The sequence below is a fragment of the Pseudomonas sp. AU12215 genome, assembly GCF_001675465.2.
In the GTDB taxonomy this organism is placed as follows: Bacteria; Pseudomonadota; Gammaproteobacteria; order Pseudomonadales; family Pseudomonadaceae; genus Pseudomonas; species Pseudomonas nitroreducens.
Map to the genome: position 1 here is coordinate 111,795 of NZ_MACM02000160.1, position 17,982 is coordinate 129,776.

A 17,982-nucleotide genomic window follows, 5' to 3' on the forward strand; every position below is an offset into this window, starting at 1 on the left:
CCGATCCTGACAGAGCATCGACGATGACCAAGCATGAACGCCTTGTTGAAGCACTTAACCTCTGGGTGGCTGTGACCGGTTTCGATGAAGACCGCCGTAGCTTCAAACTCTCTGGGCGCCTCTCTGAATGGGCCGTCCACTCGATGAGCGAGGCCATCAAAGAGGCTCTTGACCTGGATGAAACTAACATCACAGGCTTCCTGCTGCTCAGCTACTTCTCGAGGCATTTCATCGAGCACACGCATTTCAAGCTCAACGAGCTCCTGAACGAGCCTGAACGGGTCGAGTCCTTTGTTGCACAGATCAAAAAGCTGCTCTCGATCATGAACGACAAGGAAATGCTCGAGGACCTGTCCCACTTCCAGTTAGTAACTCGCCAGGCTGTGCGGCACTACCACGCCGACCGTGACGAAGTCATGACCCTGATTGAGCAGCAGGACGATATAGCCTTCCTGCGCCGTGACGCCCTCAAATCTATGCAGCGCCTACGCGTCGACCATTTCCTGGTTGGCGCTACCGAGGATGAGTCCTTCAAGCCAGTCTACAACCGGGAGGTCTATCAGTTCTGGAACATCAACTCGATGCTGCAGGCTGTGTGCAAAGCGCCCTCCGGCGTGTCACTCAACCTGATCCGCACTCCCGACGACTACCAAAGCTACTTCGTCTTCGCCATCCGCAATGGTGGCAACGTCATCACTCTTTCAGACATCGCTCAGCACTCTCACCCGCTGCAGGCATACATGTCCCGGCGGCCGGACAAGTCTTTCGGCAAGCGTGTCGTGCAGAATTGGTTTCCCTACAACCTGATGAATTATCAGTACGACGAGGAATCAGGCAGCCTCTGGATCGAAAAGCAGGATTTCGGAAACGCCATAGCCCCTCTCAACCAAACGGCCTTCCCGCTCTCCCCCATCAAGGACCTGATGCCAGAAGAAATCATCTGGATCACGCTGATGTTCGAGCTGATCGTCGAACGCTTTTGGCGAAAGCCGATCGAGCCCGCTCAGCTCTCCTACACCGGCGACATGGTGAAGATCGAATCCACCCTTATCGAGCACGCTAAACAGGCGGGGCTACCTGTCGTTCAATACGAAGGAATCCAGGCGAAGGAGCTTAACGTCCAGGAGATTGCATACCCTGACGATGCAGTCCGAGAGGCAATCGGGGAGTTCGGCGGGGACCACAATCAGTGGATGGTCGACCGCTACAGCGCCAAAGTAAATCCAGCGTTGATGAACCTGATGGGAAGCGGTGACGTTTCTGCGTATGTGACTTCACGCTCCAATGAGTTGAAGCTCATTTCATCAGGTGAACTCCAGCGCCTCAAAAACAGTGTTTTCAGCCGCAATGACACCCAGTATTACGAGTTCCACAAGCTCGACACTGCCGGCTTTGGTTCGAAAGAACAGATCCTGGCCGACCGTGCGTTCATCGCTCGGTACAACCTGGCCCGTGAGATCAAGCGCCTTGCGTACGCTGAGTACACAGAGCGCAAGGAAGACATCAAGAAATGGTATGAGGAGCGCCTAGCTGCGAATGTGGGAACTCTCTACGCGCTGGCCACACAAGATGAGGTCTGGTTTGACTGCAGCCGCGATGACGCAAAATTGGGACTGGACAACCATTCACGGATTGGCCAGGACATGGCTCGGTACCGCATCGCGAAACTGTACGACAAGGCGGAGTACGACAAAAACTGCCTGTACATCAATCACGACCACACTTTGAGCCAGGGGTGGATCAACTCTGCAAGCGCTCATGCCTGCCATATAACTGGCGCTCGCTCTTCCTACAGCCTGTACCTGACCCCACACACCTCCAGTGACTTGGCGTTCCTCGCGGGCGTACCACACAGTGAGCTTCCTGATGTTCTTCAACACTGGCGTGCCCGGACCGAATCCAGAGGAAACCACATCCTCGACCGGATCGATCCGGTGGCCTGGGCTCTCACAAACCCCTGGGAGTCTCATTCGGCCTTTAAGATCCGGCTGTGCCTTTCTAAACGTGCACTAAACAACATCCAAAAATCGATGCAACTACCATCTGATCGAACTATTTATCGGAGTTACAACGATCAATGGAAAAGCAAAGATCGGTCGAATTGATGTAGGTATCAGGCACTTCGTATTGCATTCCCCCAGGATGCGACATAATCGAGCCCACTACCTTATCTCGGAGCAGCACATGACCAGCTCGCGCCATCAGCCCATTCTTCTCGCCATTTCGATGCACCAGAACGAGAAGACCACCCTTTACATCGAGCACCGCGGGCTCACGCTGGAAATCAGCTTCCTTCCTGATCCAGCGGCAACTCCTGAGGTCAGCCCTAACGCCGAGTACCCCATATCCCAGGAACAATACGAGGCCTGGCACCGGGGCGACTGGTGGTTCTTTCAGCTGGTAATCAAGGTCTATGACCGCGATCGCCGGCAGGCAGACAACAACAAAGCAGTATGGAAGGCTCGAATCCCAAGCTTCATCGACCAGCATGCCCTGCTCGAAAAAATGGCGAATGATCTTTGCGATCTGGAGGGGACCGATATCAAGGCATCGAGCCCCGAGAAAACGGTTGCGGCTCCAGATTTGCGCGACCACGTGTTTACCCTGGAAGAGGGAATGGTTGTCGCTGACGGCAAGTCGCACTACCCCGACCTTGTCCGCATTCGCATCCCCAAAGAACAAGGGCTTAGTCTCGCCATGCAGATTTTACGCAGCCTGGAAAACAGCCAGTACCGACCCGATGAGGCGTACCTAATGGAGTTGCCTTTGTTCGGCAGGCTTGAACGCCTGAAGGACGAATAAGCATGCAGGCAAGAAGCAAGATTTCCCTGTTTGCTGCCTGTGTGGCCTCATTCGGTTCGCTAGCCCTTGTACTCTGGTTGCTGAAGCCTGATCACGTGGATCAGATTGACTACAGGGTCCTTCACTTGGATTCGCCTACGTGCATCATCACCTTACCCAATGGTGAGGTCTTCAAACCGGATGGCCAAAACCGCGAAATGACTTCACGAGTACCTAAGGGGACTCAGATGACGGGAGGCTGCTTCAAAACGTTGCTGAAGCAGCAGTGAATCGATCTCTTACCAGGGTCCTGAAGAACGCACTGGACAGCGCAGAACACAGCAGGTGTGTGGCTGCTGAAGTGTACCAGCATTACGGCCTTGCTGAGCCCACAAAGACTGATCTGATCGTTTGTTGGTGGAGAGGTCTACTTGCCGGTCTCCTTGGAGATCGGTCCGCCAAGCAGCTTGGGCACCGCGTATGGCAAAGGGCATCAGGTTGGGTCAGCAACTCTTTAGCCCGGAGGCGCTAGGGTGCTCAGCTTCAACGATCTTCCCGAAGGAGTTTGCTACGACACCGCCGCTGCGCAGCGTGCCGCTTGTCTTTACGCCTACTTGAGTAAGCCGCTGATCTCTAGCTTGGCGACTTTCCTCGACGGCAAGAATGTCCTGGAGGTGTTTGCCGGCCGCGGTCACCTCAGCGCCCTCCTCCGGGAGCAGGGCATTCCAGTTATAGCTACCAGCTTGCAAAGCAGTCACGACGGCAGCGATATGCTTGGCCATGCCATCGAAGTTGAAGAAATCAGTGTGATTGAAGCCGTGTCGAAGTACGGCGCCTGGATGGACATACTGCTGGTTGCTTGGCCTACGACCACGGGGGAGATGCACCGAGCTCTAGCCTCCTTGCGACACGACGCCCTGATCGTCTTCATTGGGGAGGTAACGGACTACAGTACTTCTCCCCCGTTCCTTGGGGGCTGCGCCACTGACGCGTTCTTTAGCGCCGTAGAGGAGGTGCCTGAGATGACCCTGATGCTTCGGTACCCTACCCCGCGGCTAGACAAGATCAAGGTGTTCAGGCGCCGCAAGTAGAAAGGCCTACCGGCCTACCCCTTGAACTTCACTTTTCCCGAACCAGCAACGGAATGGTCTCTCGCCGCCGGGTTCCCGCGTACGACGACATCCCCAGACCCGGCAATCCGGGCTTTCACAGACCGAGTGACATGCGCATCAATGCCTCCCGAGCCCGCGATCGAAAGCCTTGCGGCTGCTGCAACAAGATCACTGGCATCTACATCACCAGAGCCGGCGATCTCAACCTCGAGGTCATCGACCCGCCCGAAGGCTGTTACATCGCCGGACCCTTGGATGCTGATCTCAAGGGTCTGCTGGTTCAGTCCATACAGGACGACTTCACCGCTCCCCTGTATGCCCACCGTAGGGGCTTCTGGCAACGCCAGGCCTACAAGGCAACCTCCCGAGGAAACCACTACATTCGCAGATGAGCCTCCAAAGCTCATTGACACCCCGCCACGCCCGCCAATGTGAATCGAACCGCCGGCAACAATGTTGCCTGAACCCGAAACGTGGACTCGGCCACCGCCGCCCTGGATGGTGACGCCCTCCTGCTCGATGACCAGCTTATCGCCATCAATATAGGTTTTGACACGGTTGATAACGTCCCGGTTTTCGCCCGCTACAACCATTTGCGGCTTGGAGCCGGTAAAGAAGACGACGTTGACTGCGCCTATCACGAGCAGCTTTCGAACCTGCTGAACAGGGCGCTCCTCCTTCACATAACCATTGGCGGCTTTCCATTCGTTTTCTTCGTGTGCGGGGCCCATAAGAGAAGCGGTCATAGGTTCAAGTACCTGTGAGTTGAACGATGCCCCAGTCTTTCAAAGTCGTTTCGGTAGCGCGTGCCTATTCGCACCAAGGAGAGGGCCGGATTGCGCCCCTGACACACTGATTTAGACATACCTTCACAGCATGTGCTGTTGGGGTCTGTGGAGTCCTTGCACTTTCCAGACATTGTGGAAAATCACTTCATGCACATGAATCCTTTGGCAAATAGAGGTGCTCGATGAGCGAGGACATTGGGTTTCAGGGGTTTGATGACCTGGACGAATTTGACAGCGCTCCTGTCCACGTCGAGCTGCCTCCGACGATCGAAGCCGCATCGAAGAACACATCAGTAGCGGCCGTTGCTGACCTGATCATTGAGACGTGCCCCAAATGCTTTGGGTCCGGCCGCTACCACCACCGTTCCGAGCACGGAATCGTGTGCCTGAAATGTAATGGCAAAGGAACCCTCACGTTTAAAACCACTGCTGCCCAGCGCTCTGCAGCCCGAGCTAAGGCCGCCGCTAATCGCGAAAAGAAACAGACTGCCAACCTAGAGACCTTCGAGGCTCTGCATCCTGAGTTCGCCGAGTGGTGGCGGGACACAGATTTCGCGTATGCCATCTCGCTACGCGATGACGTCAAGCGGTGCGGGAAACTTTCCGAATCGCAAATCGCTGCCGGCAAAAAGTGCATTGCCAGTTTCAAAGCGATACAGGAGGAAAGGAAGAAGCGCGAGGCAGCAGAAGCAGAGCGGGTAAAAGCCCTACCGGTGCTCGACATGAGCGCGGTCACAACCGCGATGGATCGGGCACGTGGCAACGGCATCAAACACCCGAAAATTCGGCTTCTTGCCGGCGACGTGGGCTTTGTTCTTTCGTTCGCAAGCGAGAAGGGGAAGTGGGCAGGCTCCCTATACCTGAAAGACACAGCGGGCGAGTACCTGGGCCGGATCACCAGTGGGAAGTTCTATCGCAGCCGGGACGTCTCAGGTGAATTGGAGGCCGCAATACTCGTTTCCTGTGGAGCGCCGGCGGAGTCTGCAGTCGCCTATGGCCGTCGAACTGGCTCCTGCTCTTGCTGCGGCCGAGAACTGACAAACCATGCCTCCATAGAGGCCGGGATCGGGCCAATCTGCGCAAGCAATTTCTTCGGTTAGCACTCCAGGCTCAATCCACCTTGAACACCAACAACCAGGTTGCTGACACCGTCGGCGACGGAGAAACGAACTGATGGGATCTCCGACCCACAACAAGCAGCTGCTCGAGCTGATCAATACCGTCAGCGACGACGTGGATTCGGCCGCAAGCAAGGATGACCTGCTGGCGGCTATTCAGAAGGTTCGCGACTTCAAAGGGCCGCTTACTTTTGACAACACCACTCCTGGGATCCTGGCCGGGGTCGGGGCTGCATTCCTACTTCTGGCTATCTGGCTCATGCTCTGGGCGCCGCAGAGCGCTAGACACTGGCTGATCGGCTTCACGGGCATTGATTACACCATTATCCAGATCGTGCCGGCGGTGTTTGGAGTGGTATCTACCCTCTCTGCACTGACCTATATCGGAAGCCGTTCCAGCATGCTTCCAGACCTCTCGCGTCGCATAGCACGGATGTCGTCCTACCTCACTCTTGGCCTCAAGCACATCAGAAAGAATCCAGAGAAGATCCTTTCCCGCTTGATGGCTGAGTTCGCGGACTACCACCGCGGCAACTACAGCCGGGAGATTGAGCTGTCGCTTGGGGGCACATACAAGGGGGCTTTGCACCTCATCCCGTATGTCTTCCATCACCTTCATTACGTGAACAAGCGTGTCGTCGTTGAACGTGTGTCTGATGGAAAGGGCGGATATAGAACCGTGGTTAAAACGGTCTACGACCACTTTGACCGCTACAGCATCGTGTTTCGATTCCCATGGGTACGCGGAATCGCAGTTCGAGCTGATGGCATGTCGGACATCGACCGTAAAACCAGCTGGGAAACCACCTCAACTGATTTCAACAGCTACTTCACTCTCACGGGGCCGACTGAGATGGATTGTGCGAAGTTCGCTAAGCCAACCACTGTCCTGACCCTCCTAGAGCTGCCGCGCTACCTGGCCAGCGCAAATCTCGAGTTCTCCCAAGACGGAAACCTCTGTGTCAGCTTTGGCAACGACAACCTGCTCGACTACTCGATGAAGACGTCCCTGGCTGATCCCGATGCTTTCTATGAGGAAATCGCCAAAGGCGTGCAGCTTCCTCATCTCACTACCGTCCTCCAGCTGGTGCACAGGCTGGCTGAGCAGCACGACGACAACTTCACCCCTATCCCAACCCCCGCATCTATTCAGGAGCAATGAAATCGTGGAAATCTCCGTGATCATCACCATAGCCGTCGTGGCGCTCGTAGTTCTATCCACCATCGGCCTCTACAACGGCATCATCGGCGGCCATAACCGTGCACAACGGGCTTGGTCTGACGTTCTGGCATTCGAGCGTGCCAAGACGAAAGTGCTCGAGGCACTCCTTGAGCAGGCCAAACTGTTCAAAGAGTACGAAAGCAAAGTAGTTGAGACAGTAACCCGGCTGCGGAGCGCAATCAGCGGCCTTCCCAAGGAAGCCAATGGCGATGCCCTGGAAACGGTCGAACGGGAAACCAAGGAGCTCCTGGGCGGCCTGCGCGTCGCGTTTGAGGCCTACCCTGACCTAAAGGCCTCTGAAGTGGTCAACAGCCTGATGCGCGAGATTTCTGAGAAGCAGGACAACGTCGCGGCCTCTATCACCATCTTTAACCGAGAGGTCGAGCGCTTCAACAATGCCATCCAAATGTTCCCTGGCTCCCTGGTGAATAGCTTCCTCAACAAGAAGACCGCTATCAACCCCTTCACCGACGAAGCTGCATCTGCGGGCTTCGAGTACCGCCCGAACTTCTAAACCGCCTGGTCTGGAACTGACATTGTCTGCAGCGGCCGCCTTTGGCCGCTGACTCATACAACATCGAATCTGAGGACAGTCAAATGGGCTGGAAGGCAGTAAAGGAACATTACCAAATCGGGCATATCGTCCACATGCAGCCCCAGGGGCTGTGTATTGGCTCCGGCTACATCCCTGACCTAATCGTCGTTGGACCAGATGGCCAGCTCGTAAAGAAGCTCGATAGCCACTCCAACAAGGACCTTTCTCGCTACCAAGCGGAAATGCTGGCGGATCCTGCAAAGCTTCGAGAGCTTTTGGAGACCCCCGACCAGTTCGCCCGCTCCATCCCGGTATACACCTACAAGGGTGCCGAGATCCTGGAAAAGCACTGCGAGGCCCTGGGTTACCCCAATATCACTCATGATGGGGACCTGCAGTACGAGAACACCTATTCAGGCGATCGCGACCAGGTTGTTCGTTGGGCAAAGAGGAGCGCAGCGCTTGGCGCAGTGCACACGCGTCGCTGGATCGAAGACCTGGAGAAGAAGCTGGAGGAGGCCCGGAATCGCCTGAGCTGCGAAGAGACCAATCTCTCGCTGCTTAATTCGGCACATCCCAGCGTGGAGTATGAGCGGCCTGAAGATTTTTGATCGCCCAGCAAGCTGGTAAATAACCCCGGTAGCTTCCAACAGAGCCGGGGTTTTCTTTTGCCTATTCAGCTACAACCACACCCTGGCCGACATCGTTGGCCAAGGCCATGACGGCACTAAAAATCCCATCCGTGATAGATCTTCCTGAGAAAATCTGCACCTTCAATCTGAAGCCCCTAGAACCTGGCTCGCAGCATACCTCTCCTCTGCCTGCTGGCGCCGGTAGGACTCCTTCTGAAGCACCTCAGGTGAAACTGGCTCGCCAGCGTCGAGGCATTGCCCGATGGCCTTTTCGTGAGCTTTTACGATCTGCAGGTACAGGCTGTCGGTTTCAGCAGCATCGAGCCATCCGATCATTGCCAGAGTTTTGTGCATGGCCAGGCATTCGCCGAAATAGCGGCTCCTGAACTCAGTGGTTTCCTGACGCTGCAGATCTTTGATGGTCTGTTCCAGCTGCCAGACCATACCCTCTTTGTCCATCGGACTGCTTGCACCAAGCATCGAGTTCTGTGCGTAGAGCGGCTCCTTTTGCGCCCCTGCCGCAGTATCTAGCGGAGCCACAAACAGCAAGTCGATTTCGATGCTACCTGCAGTGGTCGCTTCGAGAGCACCAGCAAACCGAAGCCGCTTTACAAAGCCCTGAACGTCGTCAACCTGGTTGACGCCAGCGTCATATGCTTCACGAATCCGTTGCAGCTCAGCGAGATATTCCGCGTTTCCCTGGAGCGCCTGCGCCAAACGCTCAAAGATGCTCTTCATGTTGAGCCTCCCATAAAAGATCGGAGAAGTAGACTACAGCCTACCTCCCAGTGCACGCCTTTCGTAGATGGCTTTGGGCGGGTTCAGGGGGACGATCGGTCTAGAAAGGAAGGCTCAGGGGCAGTTGGCAAAAGCGCTGCGCCTCTTCAATGCATTCTTGCAAGGCCTCGTCATCGCTATCGCAACCGCGGCCAGCACCGAGCATCTCAGCATAAAGACTTTTGAGCGCTTGCTCGCCCGCAGTCCCGCCACTCATCTGGTCGAGAGTCTGCCATTTGGATAGGTCGTCTTCCGGAATGAAGCGGTAGGGATCGTCCACCAGGCCGCAGGAGAACGTGCCTTCTGACCGCTGTAGAAGCGCCTTACAGTTCTGATCGTCGCCAAGCGCAACACCCAGGTCACAGACCTGGGCAATGCAGCAGATGCCGCATCCATTGCAGGGGGAACCGAGAGCCGGTTTATCGAGTGACACGGATTCGATCAGGTGCCACTTCATGAGGATGCTCCAGGGAACAGGCGAGGTCTCTCTATTTTAGAGGGTCTCTTTCCCGCTGGTCATGAAATCCATGAAGAACTCGAACCACAGCCCTTCATTATCCGCGGGTAGTTCTAGAGGGTATCGCTCGGGATCCTCCTTGTGCTTAGCATGCCAAGCAGCCTGGAACCGCGTGATATCTCGCCGTACCTCTTCCACAAAGTCATCAATGCCAGCCACAGTCAGTACCCTCAATAGCAATTGCTGCTAGGTTCCCATGGGCCGGCAGATATGCAAGGAAATGGATCGAGACCTCTACTGTGGCGCCGCCCCTTTCAACTTGATCGTTGCAGGCAGTATCTGGACTCGCTGCAACTCCTCATCGGAAAGGTCAATCATGGTCAGGTTGGCGTGACATTCGTTCTCCGATGAGCCGACGGCGTTAATCAAAGGCCGACCATCCACCCATGGGAGGAAGCACTCAAACTCGGTCATCGTTCTTTCACCTTCGTTAGTTTGCCCTTCACTTCTGCCTCCGTAATGATGTGTCCCTTCTTTAGAAGGTTCAGCCAAAGCGCGTGACAGAAAAGGGTTTTAGTCGGCCGTCTGCGCATGAGCGATTCACGCTCGCTGGCGCTCAAGAGGTGAATTTTGCAAAAGAGGTCAACCGCCTTCTCGAACGCCTCTTCAAAGCCGTGCACCGTGGTGGCAAAAACCTGCTGACCCTTGCCATATCCAGGATATCCAACGATGAAGCAGGGAGTGACGTACGTCCCGTAGTGCGATTTCCGTCCACGCTCAACTCTGAACGCTGCCCGAAGCCCCATTGCAATGATGCCTGGCCCGCCGTTGGCACGCCCACGGCGGATACGGTTTTCCCTTTTGACAGTTTCTGCCTCAGCCCGCCATTTTGCATCCAGCTCATCAGCCAAATGCGATGCTTCACGAGGACTGTACTGCGATAGGGCGAAGTATCTTTGCCTGAGTAGATCAGCTTCTCCGATCGTGGTCACAACTCGGTAGCCCACAAACCCGGCCGGATGGTCGCCCTCCCCGTAGAAGTACACTGCCATGCTAAGCGCCTCTTAATGCGTCACTTCCCATACATAGCCCAAGCTGGCTGAACGGCCACGATCGCGCAGCGATGTCCGGCCACGTGCCCCCAGGCCTCGGTAAATACACGCCATCCCTTCCCGTTGCTGCCATCGTGGCCAGGCTCACGACCATAATCTGCGTTTCTCAGCCAACCAGCGACGAAGCTGACAGCCTCCTTAAGGTCAAGAGGGTACGGAAGCGCCAAAGCATCTTGCTCAGATTTCCATAGGAGAACGAGCGTTTTCTTCCCCTTCTCGGACTCAACCTGCGATTCGCTGTGGCTACTGGTCGGGCTCCCGTAGTAGTCAGTCTTTGTAGCAAGGTTGATCTCCTTGTAGTGAGTAGCCTTGCCACCAACGGCCCCCGGCCAGGCGATGCTCAGCGCCATTTCAAGAGGAGCCTTTCCTTCAGAGGTAATGTCGAGTTGTCGGTTGTCCATACGGCATGTCCACCTTCAGGTATCAAGGAAAGTCAGCAAGTGAATGTCACAGCCCTGGTAAAGCTTCTGGAGCTGGCGATAAAGGGCCTTACCCTCTTCAGTCAGGTCTTCAAACGTGCAGACCCAAGTCTGGTGGTCCTCAACGCGAGAACCGGACCACCCAGTAGAACCGATGACCATAGCCGCGACGTAAGGCCGCGACGTGTATTGCTCAATTCCCTGCACCGAGGCATCGGCATACCGGGGGTAATGCCGCGAAACCCATTCACCCTGCGCTTTCTGCTCAGCCGCCAGCGCTGCGAGCAAGGCTTCAGGATCGGATTCGTCGACGATCGGCGACAGAGGTTGCGGGCATTTGTCATCACCTACAAATGTCTCGCTCATCACGTCAAATACATTGGCGCCACAGCAAACGCCGAGCTGGGTATCGAAGTCGCGGTTATCGCAGACCACCAGCTTGACCAGCATCCCGCCTTCGAAGGTGTTCTTCCAGGCGGGATCGTTCACTGGAAAGGCGACCCAGCCCTCGACATCAGTGGATTTACGGTTCATTGGGTGGATCGCCTTATTTGGAAGTGAGCGTTCGAATTAGGTCAGCGGCGTCATACAAGCCCAGGCGATTTGCAAAAGCCCTGAGGTCGCGCAACTGATCATTGGTGGAATCTTGACGTTGCGGCTGCTGCGGAATGCTTTCCAGCAGTTTCTTCAGGTTGTCTGGCATCTTTCTGTCTCCAGTTTCCTGCCCTGAAAAGTCGGGGTGAGATATCCCTTGTGACGATTGGATCTGACACCTTCTATGAAGCAGGGTCAGGCATCGCTTTCAGGCTGAAAATAGTCCAGCCGCCAGGTTGGATAACCAGTAGCAACGTTGCAGTACTCAATCACCGCGGCCAGTTGAAGACCTTGGTTCTCGCACCAATCACGAAGGAACGCCTCGATTTTCTTCGGGGCTCTCCCCTCCCAGCGTTGGCCGCGATTGCCAAAGTGCTTCTCGCACAGGAGGTCATGCTTCTTGAAGTCCCACTGGAGAAGCCGATCGGTATAGATCGTGCCGTTAGGCTTCACCGATGAATCAAGGAATTGGGTGATCGGGTCGTAGCTGTACGGATGACTTTGTTTCGTCCGGGCATTCGGGTCGACGGGCATCCCGTACGAAACATACATCCCGCTTTTGTCTACCTGCATGAGCATCCTCTCTTAGCAATTCAATAGCGCTTCAAGCGACTTACAGACTGCATTCTCTCGCACTCCCAAAGAATGCAACTGTCTCTCGCAGTTCTCAGCGTTAGAGCGCTGTAGCCGCGTGCTCCTCAACCAGGCGAAGGGCTTTTTGCATGTCTTCTACGGTGATTTCGCGATCACCAGATCGATCCGAGCAGCACCACAAAGCTCCAGTTTTGGGCGAGTTGCCACCCATGCCGTTTCGAGCTTGTTCATACCGAGCAAACGGTACCAACGCCTCAGTCAGGATCTTATTCGTGACCTTCAACTCATCCGACCCCGTCTCGGCTACGACTCCTTGAGCGGTTGCGCCTAACTCGATCTCCAGAGCTGCCTCAATGTCATCCAGGGCCTTGAGCTCATGCTCGATAAAATTACGGTCATCCGGATCGCCTTTGAGCATGAGCGTGTCTGTCAGCGCCTCACGCCATGCCGCAATATGGGTGCTCACCATGTCAGCGAAGGAAATGTGTCCTTTCAGGTGCTCTTTACCGGTCATGATCTTTATCTCCTTTGTGTTGGGTGGCTATTTGGTCGAGGGTTACGCCATCGACTATTCGGACAAGCAACACCTGCTCGCCGGCCCCCTGCTTGCAGTCTTCCGCCGAAGGCTTGTTTCCAAAAACCGCGTACTGGACGCCATCAGTTGCAGCCACAGACATTTTCTGCGTCGGTCCGCCATCGTCGCCACCAACAACGGCGTACGCGGCTACCGAAGACACCTTTAGCGCCTCGAGCTGGTCCCTGAGAGAGACAAGGGCACGCTCCGCCTCGTCTGCTCGAAGCTTCTCTTTCAACCGCTCGCTCTCATTGGATGCAAGCTCCTTCGCAAGGGAGTCGTAATCCGAACCCAGTACCAGCTCAGTCATCTCCCGGAGGGCGAACTCCTTGGATCGGGCCAAGCCATCAAGACCTGGTGCATAGAATCGGCGAACCTTGGCCATAATTTTCCTCCCCAAGAGGATACCGTTCAGGGGCTACTCTCAAGCAGCCATCTACACTCAATTCTCCCATCCTTTTTGAAACCGCAAGTCATCTGTCCGCCCCTGGAACCGGGCCTGTAAGTCAACCTCGCATGCTGGTCTGGCCTCTTGCAGTTCCAGCAAAAAATGAGAGCCTTAGGCCGATCAACAATCAGAAGGCCTTCCATGAAAAATTCGCTCAATGAACTGCCCCTGGTGATGGGCGACGGGGAACTACCGTTTGCTCTCAACTTCAAGAGCGGCCTGCCGCCGAACAGCTACGGGCCAGTGGTATTTCTCTTGGATAACGGATCGATCCATGAGGGGAAAATCGTGGATTCCGAAACCTTCAAAGCTGGGGCTCTTCTGACTTTCAGCTTTGCCGGGGTTATCCCTGAACCGCTGGAGATTCCAATCCATCGCGTCATCGGATACGCCTATGCAGGCCCCCAGCATCCGTTCGCGAGTGAGCTGCCAACCTGACTTTGAGGTAAGCCCTGCTAAAGGACATGAAGCGATGACAGATACCGCACCGCCACCTGATGGATACGATCTGCTGTCAGCTGAGGATATGGAAGCCAGAATCAAGTCTGGCGACCTTCTCTGGAACGATGGCGAATGTGAGTGGCAGAGTCCCACGGGGAGTGAAATAGGTGACTACGTGTACGGGTACTTCGCTGTCGCTAGACAAGCTGCAGGCAAATAAACAGCCGCCCCCTATTAGCCCCGGTTTACGGGGCTGATTGCCTGATGATTACTTCTCTCGACTGCGAAGATACTTCTGATCAAAGTCAGTAGCCGAGACGCCCGTCATGTCTATCAGAAGCAAGCCCCTAAACCGAAACTACGTGCTCCTCCCCTGGGTCGCGCTTCTGCTCGCTATGTTCATCACCTGGGCGAGCACCAGGGACTACTCTGGCGCTCCCCCTGCCAGGATCTTCGCAAAGACCGCCGTGAGCACAGCAGTCGGCAACATCACCAGTATTCATCTCCATGAGACGTCCTCTTCGACTTCGACCACGCTGGTAACTGACGTAGGGAGCTTCCACGTACGTGGAGCGGTATCAGCTGCGCTTGGTGACGGGGTGACTCTCACGAAAGAAACGACAGGCTCAACCGAGCGGACCTTTGCTTGCATTGAGTCCAAGATCAAGACCGGGTGCTACGATCTGCTGTAACGGCCACCAGTCGGCGGCCGCCCAGCGACCTCTTCAACCCACTTCCGCTGCCTTCGTAGCCAGGTGCTCGCGTACGAATTTCTCGGCACGGGCCTGCCCTCGCTCATAGCTGCGAGCCAGCTGCTTCTGCGCATCAACCAGAGCCCGGCGCCCATACTTTCTGATTATCTCGTCCTGAATCTGCTGCACCACCGGTGATTCATAGATGGGAGCCACATTGAGTGTTCCCATCATCCCGGCGGCCGTGTAATCCCGAGTGTTCATGTACACCTGGTTGTCACGGCGATCCAGAACCTGAAACCCCAGCGCCTCGTAGTACGGCACCTTCTCAATAGAGCAGCTCAGTCCCGCATGTGGGAACAGCGCCAGCATCTCGTTAACCATCGCGCGCGCGATACCCTGACGCCGGCGCCGGCCGGAGACAGCCATGTAGGTCACGCCGCAGGCATCAGGGCAGCCATTTACTGGCAGGTAAATGAGGAACCCAATCAACGCACCAGCTTCGTCTGTGGCCTGAACCATTCCGACCTTGATGTCACCGGTCTGGCCAATATGCTCGACATACACGCCAATCTCTACGCCGATCGCGTGCTTATAGACCTCGTACATCAGGTTGCTCGGCGGTACTGCCAGGAGGGTGATATCGGTGAGGTTCTCTACCGCCAGTTCAACAACCTGGAGGGCAATATGTGGTCCGGGATAGTCCCGAACATGGGTGATCGTAAAGCTCATGCTGTCGCCTTTCTAATCAGGGTGGCCTGGACCAATGGGTGAAGATTTTCACTCCTTTGGCGGTTAGCCACAAATTTCTCACCAAACCTTAAAACCGCAACACGGCCAGGCCACGGGCCCAATTTGAGATTGCATATTCACCAGGGCATGCAGAATCGGAGTCATCGCTGACTACCTAGGGAAGCATTTCAGTGCCTGACTTCTACTACACGATTAAGGGAAAAAAACCTTCTGAGTATGTTCCCTCCTATGAATGGGCCTGGCCTCCAGTCTATAGCGGCCTGGTGAGTGCTCCTGATAAGAAAAAGGCCAAAGAACTGATCGAGGAGGAATACAGCCGCACCTTCCCTCTCCGGGTCCTGAAGAAGGACATGGATGAGCATGCCTATCTGCTTAGGATCGAGGAGGTTGACCCAACCAACGAGTACATCCTTCGCCGGTTCCGCCAGACAAACTGCAAGGAATGCGGGGCTGGTTTCCGACTTATCGACAAGTACAACGATGCGCACGCCGACTTCAAAGGGAAGGACTACTGCTCGAAGAAATGCGCCGACGCCGGCAAACTGAAAGACGTCCAGGAATACCGCCTGGCGGGGGAAAGCAAACTGCCCCCAGTGATCTACCAAATCCGGCAGCGGTCAACCGGCATGAGCTATGTAGGCCAGACAACACAACCCTTCACCCTGAGGTGGTGGCAGCATCTGTGCACGCCAACCGGGTGCAAATTCCATGAGGCACTTCGTGCTGCGCCCGTCACTGACTGGGAATACACGGTGCTCGAAAGCATCAGTTTCCCTGAAGACTGCAAAGATAAAGCCGCCTACATCTATGACCGAGAGCGGCATTGGATAGAAACCCTGAACAGCGTTACCACGGGTTTCAATACTGTCCGACCTTCAGGGATCAACCCTCAGCAGCCCCTGGAGTTGAGCCACGATCTGCAGCAAATCAGCTGAAATCAGGAGCTCCGACTACAAACCACCCTGGGACAGATTCCACATGTAGACAGATCTGTCTAGTTTTTCCCTCTTTGGGGTACGGATTGAGCTAAAAAGGCTTTTCGTACGGATGATCATGTGCCCTCAATCTGATTGCAGGGGGCACCATGACATTGAAAATAATCTCGCTGGGCAAGGGCAAGCGGGCCAGGAGCGGATGGCCACTTACAGGCGCACCACTATTCGCACTCCTGATTTTCCAATCAACAGCCTCTGAAGCTGCCAGCTGCCTGTACGACAGAAGCAATTACGTTTACATGGCCGACTGCACCTACTCCGAAACGGAGATCTGCGACGGCTCAAACAGCCACGACTGGAACGCGGTCATCAATGGGTCCAGGTTCACAATCAAAGGCCCGCAAAGCAGCAAGCCGCAGAACTGGGGCTCTCACGCGTTTACCGCCGGCGGGAAGTCCTACTATTTCGGCAGCAGTCGAAGCAGCGCGTTCTCAGGTAACTGGACCGAGTACGAGCTCTGCGGGGAATTCAACTCTGCACCCACCGTAGCCAACCGCAGCCTTACAACAGCCGAAGATGCGACCGGCTCGATTGCCCTGTCCGCCACAGATCCTGATGCTGGTGATACGCACACCTTTACGATCATCACATCGCCCGGCGCCGAGGCCGGCACAGCCTCGATTGCAGGCTCGACCTTACTGTTCTATCCGAAGCCGAACTGGAACGGCTCCACCAGCCTCACCTACAGAGCAACAGACTCGAAAGGTGCTGTATCAAACACCGCTACAGTCACCATCACCGTCACACCGGTGAACGACCCGCCGGTTGCTCAAGCCAAAACCCTCACCACTGACGAAGATACTTCGGGCAGCGTGGTACTCACGGCAACTGACATTGACTCACCTGCACCAACCATCTTCCAGATAGTCACTCAGCCTAACGCTGCGCATGGTAACGCTTCACTCAGCGGTTCCACACTGACCTTCAATCCGGCTCGGGATTGGAATGGCACCACCACCCTGACCTATAGAGCTCAAGACTCCAGTGGCGCGTGGTCGGCGCCAGCAGTTGTCACCATCATCGTTCGCCCGGTGAACGATCCACCAGCTGTCGCTGGCCGATCAATCACTACTGCCGAAGACACTCCGGCGACACTCACACTCTCAGCCTCAGACATCGACAGCTCGAGCTTCACTTTCGAAGTAGTCAGCCAGCCTGGGCATGGGTTCGCCTCAATCTACGGTGGGAAACTGACCTACACCCCGCCGGAAGACTGGTACGGGACCACCAGCCTTACCTACCGAGCCAAGGACGACGCCGGCGCCTGGTCCAACGTGGCGACGATCGCGATCACTGTAACCCCAGTGAATGACCCGCCTGTTGCGCTTCCGCTCACACTCACCCTGCCCGAGGACACACCGGGAGCAGTGACACTGAAGGCTACCGACATTGATAGCCTCCAGACGTTCGTCTTCGAAATGGTCACCCCTCCTTCAGCAGTAAGCGGCTCAGCATCGATCCAGGGCGACCGCCTTTTGTTCACGCCAGCAGTGGACTGGAATGGCACCACCTCAGTGTCTTACCGGGCAAAGGATCTGGAAGGAGCATGGTCGGCTCCGACCGTGGTGACTGTGGTCGTCACTCCGGTGAACGACCAGCCTACACAGGCGGGCCGCATGGTTACTCGCACGACCGAGAGCGTACCCGTTGTCACAAGGGGTTCTGTCTCAAATTGAGGATTTGGGGGGTGGCAGACATTCTGCCACCTGCTGACTCATTTCCAATTAAGCAACCGACACCCCATTCATTGGGACTGATAGGCAGATCATTAGCCACTAAGTAGTGGAACAATCACTGAATCAAAGAAGAGGTCATGAGTATATGTCTTTGTTTTACAAGGTATTTTCACGTATAATGCGGGCAGCGGGCAGCGGGCAGCGGGCAGCGGGCAGCGGGCAGCGGCCGCTGCTGTAGTACTTACTTTAGGAACGCTATGCT

At 55.6% G+C, this 17,982-nt stretch carries 22 protein-coding genes; 10 read left to right on the forward strand and 12 right to left on the reverse strand.

Going from position 1 to position 17,982, the window contains the following annotated elements; all coding sequences use genetic code 11:
• Positions 1-23 precede the first annotated feature (23 nt).
• The 3 genes from A9513_RS25355 to A9513_RS25370 all read left to right on the forward strand — a co-directional run bounded on the left by A9513_RS25355 (position 24) and on the right by A9513_RS25370 (position 3,872).
• Positions 24-2,105, forward strand: coding sequence for a hypothetical protein (locus A9513_RS25355; protein WP_065085914.1), 2,082 nt, complete (start codon positions 24-26; stop codon positions 2,103-2,105).
• A gap of 79 nt (positions 2,106-2,184) precedes the next feature.
• Positions 2,185-2,802, forward strand: coding sequence for a hypothetical protein (locus A9513_RS36205; protein WP_176707285.1), 618 nt, complete (start codon positions 2,185-2,187; stop codon positions 2,800-2,802).
• Positions 2,803-3,314: 512 nt separating this feature from the next.
• The gene (locus A9513_RS25370) at positions 3,315-3,872 is read left to right on the forward strand and encodes a hypothetical protein (protein ID WP_065085916.1); all 558 of its coding nucleotides are present in this window, start codon (positions 3,315-3,317) and stop codon (positions 3,870-3,872) included.
• Positions 3,873-3,886: 14 nt separating this feature from the next.
• On the opposite strand, the gene A9513_RS35230 is transcribed toward A9513_RS25370, so the two are convergent.
• The gene (locus A9513_RS35230) at positions 3,887-4,639 is read right to left on the reverse strand and encodes a GIN domain-containing protein (RefSeq protein WP_083196217.1); all 753 of its coding nucleotides are present in this window, start codon (positions 4,637-4,639) and stop codon (positions 3,887-3,889) included.
• 224 nt (positions 4,640-4,863) lie between these two features.
• On the opposite strand from A9513_RS35230, the gene A9513_RS25385 reads away from it, so the two are divergent.
• The 4 genes from A9513_RS25385 (at position 4,864) to A9513_RS25400 (ending at position 8,167) form a co-directional block, all read left to right on the forward strand.
• Complete coding sequence (locus tag A9513_RS25385) at positions 4,864-5,781, forward strand: DUF6011 domain-containing protein (protein WP_065085919.1); 918 nt, start codon at positions 4,864-4,866, stop codon at positions 5,779-5,781.
• 73 nt (positions 5,782-5,854) lie between these two features.
• Positions 5,855-6,961 carry a hypothetical protein gene (locus A9513_RS25390; protein WP_065085920.1) on the forward strand — a complete coding sequence of 369 codons (1,107 nt, stop codon included), beginning with the start codon at positions 5,855-5,857 and terminating at the stop codon, positions 6,959-6,961.
• Between the two features lie 4 nt (positions 6,962-6,965).
• Positions 6,966-7,535, forward strand: coding sequence for a LemA family protein (locus tag A9513_RS25395; protein ID WP_065085921.1), 570 nt, complete (start codon positions 6,966-6,968; stop codon positions 7,533-7,535).
• An 83-nt stretch (positions 7,536-7,618) separates the two neighbouring features.
• Complete coding sequence (locus A9513_RS25400; protein ID WP_065085922.1) at positions 7,619-8,167, forward strand: hypothetical protein; 549 nt, start codon at positions 7,619-7,621, stop codon at positions 8,165-8,167.
• 162 nt (positions 8,168-8,329) lie between these two features.
• Here the strand turns inward: A9513_RS25400 and A9513_RS25405 are convergent, their stop codons facing one another.
• The 10 genes from A9513_RS25405 to A9513_RS25450 form a co-directional block, all read right to left on the reverse strand.
• Positions 8,330-8,926 carry a hypothetical protein gene (locus A9513_RS25405; protein ID WP_065085923.1) on the reverse strand — a complete coding sequence of 199 codons (597 nt, stop codon included), beginning with the start codon at positions 8,924-8,926 and terminating at the stop codon, positions 8,330-8,332.
• A 100-nt stretch (positions 8,927-9,026) separates the two neighbouring features.
• The gene (locus tag A9513_RS25410) at positions 9,027-9,422 is read right to left on the reverse strand and encodes a hypothetical protein (protein WP_065085924.1); all 396 of its coding nucleotides are present in this window, start codon (positions 9,420-9,422) and stop codon (positions 9,027-9,029) included.
• 294 nt (positions 9,423-9,716) lie between these two features.
• Positions 9,717-9,896, reverse strand: a complete 180-nt coding sequence (locus A9513_RS25420; RefSeq protein ID WP_065085926.1) for a hypothetical protein — start codon at positions 9,894-9,896, stop codon at positions 9,717-9,719.
• Positions 9,893-10,474: a hypothetical protein gene (locus A9513_RS25425; protein WP_065085927.1), complete on the reverse strand. Its 582-nt coding sequence runs from the start codon at positions 10,472-10,474 to the stop codon at positions 9,893-9,895. The genes A9513_RS25420 and A9513_RS25425 overlap by 4 nt, the downstream gene beginning before the upstream one ends.
• Before the next feature lie 20 nt (positions 10,475-10,494).
• The gene (locus tag A9513_RS25430; RefSeq protein WP_141678528.1) at positions 10,495-10,935 is read right to left on the reverse strand and encodes a hypothetical protein; all 441 of its coding nucleotides are present in this window, start codon (positions 10,933-10,935) and stop codon (positions 10,495-10,497) included.
• A 15-nt stretch (positions 10,936-10,950) separates the two neighbouring features.
• Positions 10,951-11,487 (reverse strand): hypothetical protein, encoded by a 537-nt coding sequence (locus A9513_RS25435; protein ID WP_065085929.1) that lies wholly within the window; start codon positions 11,485-11,487, stop codon positions 10,951-10,953.
• A gap of 13 nt (positions 11,488-11,500) precedes the next feature.
• Positions 11,501-11,656, reverse strand: a complete 156-nt coding sequence (locus A9513_RS36210) for a hypothetical protein (RefSeq protein WP_176707286.1) — start codon at positions 11,654-11,656, stop codon at positions 11,501-11,503.
• Positions 11,657-11,742: 86 nt separating this feature from the next.
• Complete coding sequence (locus A9513_RS25440; protein WP_232925137.1) at positions 11,743-12,120, reverse strand: hypothetical protein; 378 nt, start codon at positions 12,118-12,120, stop codon at positions 11,743-11,745.
• Between the two features lie 100 nt (positions 12,121-12,220).
• Positions 12,221-12,655: a hypothetical protein gene (locus A9513_RS25445; RefSeq protein ID WP_065085930.1), complete on the reverse strand. Its 435-nt coding sequence runs from the start codon at positions 12,653-12,655 to the stop codon at positions 12,221-12,223.
• The gene (locus A9513_RS25450) at positions 12,645-13,100 is read right to left on the reverse strand and encodes a hypothetical protein (protein ID WP_065085931.1); all 456 of its coding nucleotides are present in this window, start codon (positions 13,098-13,100) and stop codon (positions 12,645-12,647) included. Before A9513_RS25450 ends, A9513_RS25445 begins: the two co-directional genes overlap by 11 nt.
• 204 nt (positions 13,101-13,304) lie before the next feature.
• On the opposite strand from A9513_RS25450, the gene A9513_RS25455 reads away from it, so the two are divergent.
• On the forward strand, positions 13,305-13,601 hold the full coding sequence (locus A9513_RS25455) for a hypothetical protein (protein WP_065085932.1): 297 nt from the start codon (positions 13,305-13,307) through the stop codon (positions 13,599-13,601).
• 728 nt (positions 13,602-14,329) lie between these two features.
• On the opposite strand, the gene A9513_RS25465 is transcribed toward A9513_RS25455, so the two are convergent.
• Entirely contained in the window at positions 14,330-15,028 is a 699-nt protein-coding gene (locus A9513_RS25465; protein ID WP_065085934.1) for a GNAT family N-acetyltransferase, read from the reverse strand.
• Between the two features lie 191 nt (positions 15,029-15,219).
• On the opposite strand from A9513_RS25465, the gene A9513_RS25470 reads away from it, so the two are divergent.
• Together A9513_RS25470 and A9513_RS25475 are read left to right on the forward strand one after the other, a co-directional pair.
• Positions 15,220-15,984 carry a GIY-YIG nuclease family protein gene (locus tag A9513_RS25470; RefSeq protein ID WP_065085935.1) on the forward strand — a complete coding sequence of 255 codons (765 nt, stop codon included), beginning with the start codon at positions 15,220-15,222 and terminating at the stop codon, positions 15,982-15,984.
• 149 nt (positions 15,985-16,133) lie between these two features.
• Positions 16,134-17,720 (forward strand): Ig-like domain-containing protein, encoded by a 1,587-nt coding sequence (locus A9513_RS25475; protein ID WP_083196218.1) that lies wholly within the window; start codon positions 16,134-16,136, stop codon positions 17,718-17,720.
• Positions 17,721-17,982: the final 262 nt, after the last annotated feature.